General features: G+C 54.5%; 1 protein-coding gene, 1 pseudogene and 1 riboswitch. The gene and the pseudogene both read right to left on the bottom strand.

Annotation, left to right across the window (positions count from 1 at the left end):
* Positions 1 to 123: 123 nt before the first annotated feature.
* Positions 124 to 528 (bottom strand): annotated as a pseudogene (locus MHY13_RS11975) (ECF transporter S component); the annotation flags it as partial.
* A riboswitch (TPP riboswitch) is annotated at positions 519 to 662 on the bottom strand. (Overlaps the previous pseudogene by 10 nt.)
* A gap of 483 nt (positions 663 to 1145) precedes the next feature.
* Positions 1146 to 3387: Rib/alpha-like domain-containing protein (locus MHY13_RS11970; protein ID WP_239283235.1), on the bottom strand; the 2242-nt coding region annotated here is incomplete at its 5' end.

The raw sequence follows: 3387 nt of genomic DNA, 5'->3' as shown, positions 1-3387 counted from the left end.
CTCGAAAAGGGCCACCAATTCTTCCCGCTGCCCCGCCGACAACGAACTACGCGTATGCATACAACTGCTCCCCACTAGTAGGTAACTGATTTCTCAGTCCAACTAATGGGGAGCAGTTCACATGCCAGCTAATACCGACACACCAAAGCCAAACTTGCGGTACAGGAAGATAGCCAGGATGATTTCCACGCCGAGCCCTTGCGCCAAGCCAGAATACAAGGTTTCAATGCCCCACTGGGAGCCCAGCACTGCGGACACAGTAGCCGCTAGGACCTCTACGTATACAGCCGCACCCGGCTTGCGGATGATAAGTCCACCCAGTACGCCACCAATGAGCCAAATGCCAGTGGCTATACCGCCCAACCCCGGGGTAATAGCATCCATTGCTTGGAACCAGGCGTAGCCCACTGCGTTCCAACCCAAAAATACAAAGCCGCAGGCTACACCCAGAACAGATGCAACCACGATATCGACCACGCGCCAATTCAAACTGCGCTTCGGGGCAGCGGACGCACGTGTAGTAGACATAATTTTCCTCCCTCTCGCCGGCATTATCCGGATCAGGTTCAACGGTTCGCCACAACTTTTGTGGCATCTCAGCCTCTGCCTGCCAATAAGACGTTGTCTTCTATGTGCAGGCAGAAGCACCCGTGAGTTGTACAATTATCGTTCTTTAGCTTTCGCCATGGCGGCGCACCTAACTAAAGACTGTGTTAATACTAGCAAGCGCCATTGGCTCCCCTCCCCCATCGGCCACCCAATGCATAACACACGACTCCTTTGGAGCAGCAGGCCCGACTCTTTGGTCCGCCGACTATCCGGCAAACCGCGCTCTGAGGCGACTCGGGCTACCCCCTACACAGCTAACCCAATCGATCCTAAAACAAACCAAGCAACAAGTAACTTCCGCGAAGCTCTAGGGACCCCAAAAACAAGGCTCTCAATGATCGTAGCGACTCAACCAATTTGTCTGGTCCAAAGCATCAATCTTTTAGCTAGCAAAACACAACGAATGGCCGTTAGCACCAGCGATCCTAGTGGATTCAACTGGGCTAACGGCCATTTCCGTTCCCTAAAAGGTTGGGAAGATTACGCCCTTCCCATGGCGCACAGGCGCGGGACTTTAAGTAGCCCCACTCCCACGATTACTTGGAGGAGCTGGAAGAGCTGGAGGAACCAGCGCCCGGAGCACAGGAGTTGATAAGCAATCCCAGTGCCAGTGCGCCAGCTGCAGCAAGAGCAATTCCGCCACCAATGCGGCCAGCCTCTGGGCTAACCTTCTTCAGCATCAGGTCAATCTGGCTAGCCTGCTTTGCAAGCGGGCCATTGTAAATACCCAGCTGCTTCTGCAGTGCGACATTCTGCTGAGCCAGCTGACGGTTAATACCATCAATCTGTGCAGAGACCTGCTTTACCAGCGGGGAGAAGCCCGGAATGTTCATCTGGGAAGCCAGACCAATTGGCAGCAGGAACAGCAGCGGCAAGCCAACGCCTGCAGCAGCCGGTGCACAACGCTTCCAATCAACATTGGAAGAGCCACCTGGGATGCTGGAGCCACCCTCGTTGGAACCAGGCTTGTCCTTCTCCTCGATGGTGACCTCAACGGTATCGATTACCTTGCCTTCAGGATCCTTGACCTCAACAACAATCTTGTCGTCAGGCTTAGCATCCTCATCCGGGGTCACAGTGATCGTGCCGTTGTCATCAATCTCAGCAGTACCCGAACCATCAGTGACCTCGACTTCAGTACCGGACTCAACGTCACCAGAATTCGGATCCTTCTCGATTTCAACAGACTCACCTGGGGTGGTCTTGGCATCGTTCCAGTCCGGCTTCTTCGTATCCGGTGTCTCAGCATCCGGCTTATCGACGATGTCAGCCTTACCATTGCCATCCTTGTCGGTAATACCGGTATCGCCAACACCGTCGCCGTCCTCGTCAGTGACCGTGCCCTCAGGAACCTCAGACTCGTCCTTGTTCTTCTTGCCGTCACCGTCGGTGTCCTCGTCACCATCATTGGTGCCGTCACCATCGGTATCCGGATTCAGCGGATCAAGGCCAGCTTCCTTCTCATCATCATTGGAAACACCGTCACCATCAGCATCCGGGTCCTCTTCATTGATGATGCCGTCGCCATCCTTATCGCCCTTCGGGCCATCCTGGTCATCCTTATCGATGATGTCCGGGATGCCGTCACCGTCAGAGTCCTTGGACTTATCAACGGTTGGGTCAGACTCTTCCTTGTTGGTCTTACCATCACCGTCAGCGTCCTCATCACCATCATTGGTGCCGTCACCATCGGTATCCGGGTTGTACGGATCGGTACCAGCAGCCTTCTCATCAGAGTTATTGACGCCATCACCATCGATGTCCGGATCAACCGCATCCGGGATGCCGTCGCCATCAGTGTCATTGGTCAGCGGACCATCAGTGATGTCAGCCTTGCCGTCCTCTGGGTCCTTATCCGTCACGCCGGTATCGCCAAGGCCGTCGCCGTCCTTGTCGGTTACCTTGCCCTCAGGAACCTCAGACTCGTCCTTGTTCTTCTTGCCGTCACCGTCGGTGTCCTCGTCACCATCCTTGGTGCCGTCACCATCGGTATCCGGATTCAGCGGATCAAGGCCAGCTTCCTTCTCATCATCATTGGAAACACCGTCACCATCAGCATCCGGGTCCTCTTCATTGATGATGCCGTCGCCATCCTTATCGCCCTTCGGACCATCCTGGTCATCCTTATCGATGATATCCGGGATGCCGTCACCATCCTTATCGGTGATCTTGTCCTCATCCGGGTTGGACTCGTCCTTGTTCGGCTTACCATCACCGTCGGTGTCCTCGTCACCATCCTTGGTGCCGTCACCATCGGTATCCGGGTTGTACGGATCGGTACCAGCAGCCTTCTCATCAGAGTTATTGACGCCATCACCATCGATGTCCGGATCCTGAGAATCTGGGATTCCGTCACCATCAGTGTCCGGATCTTCAATCATGCGCTCAGTTACGGTGAGCTTGAATTCATCCGTGTCTTCCTTGCCGTCCAAGGATGCCTTCACCTCAACGTCATACGACTTCAAGTCAGCATCCGCAGGAACAGTACCCTCAATGGTCTTCGTCTCTGGGTTGTACTTCAGGAAGTCAGGAAGACCAGTTACGGAAACCTCAGAACCATCAGTGGACTTAACCGGAATAGACACCTTTTCGGCGCGCTGGACCTTGGTATCTGGCACTGCATCAACATTTACATCAGCACCCGGAACCTCCGGTTTAGCATCCGGCTCGTCGACCGTGACAGTTACATCAACGGTGTCCTTAGAACCATCCGGATAAGTCACCTCAACCGGAACAGTGATCTTGTCACCCGGCTTAGCATCCTCCGGAACCGGAACA

The organism is Corynebacterium sp. ACRPE (assembly GCF_022347435.1).
GTDB lineage: Bacteria > Actinomycetota > Actinomycetes > Mycobacteriales > Mycobacteriaceae > Corynebacterium > Corynebacterium tuberculostearicum_D.
The sequence above is the reverse complement of the archived record's forward strand: the minus strand, read 5'-3'. Positions and strand labels throughout refer to the sequence as shown.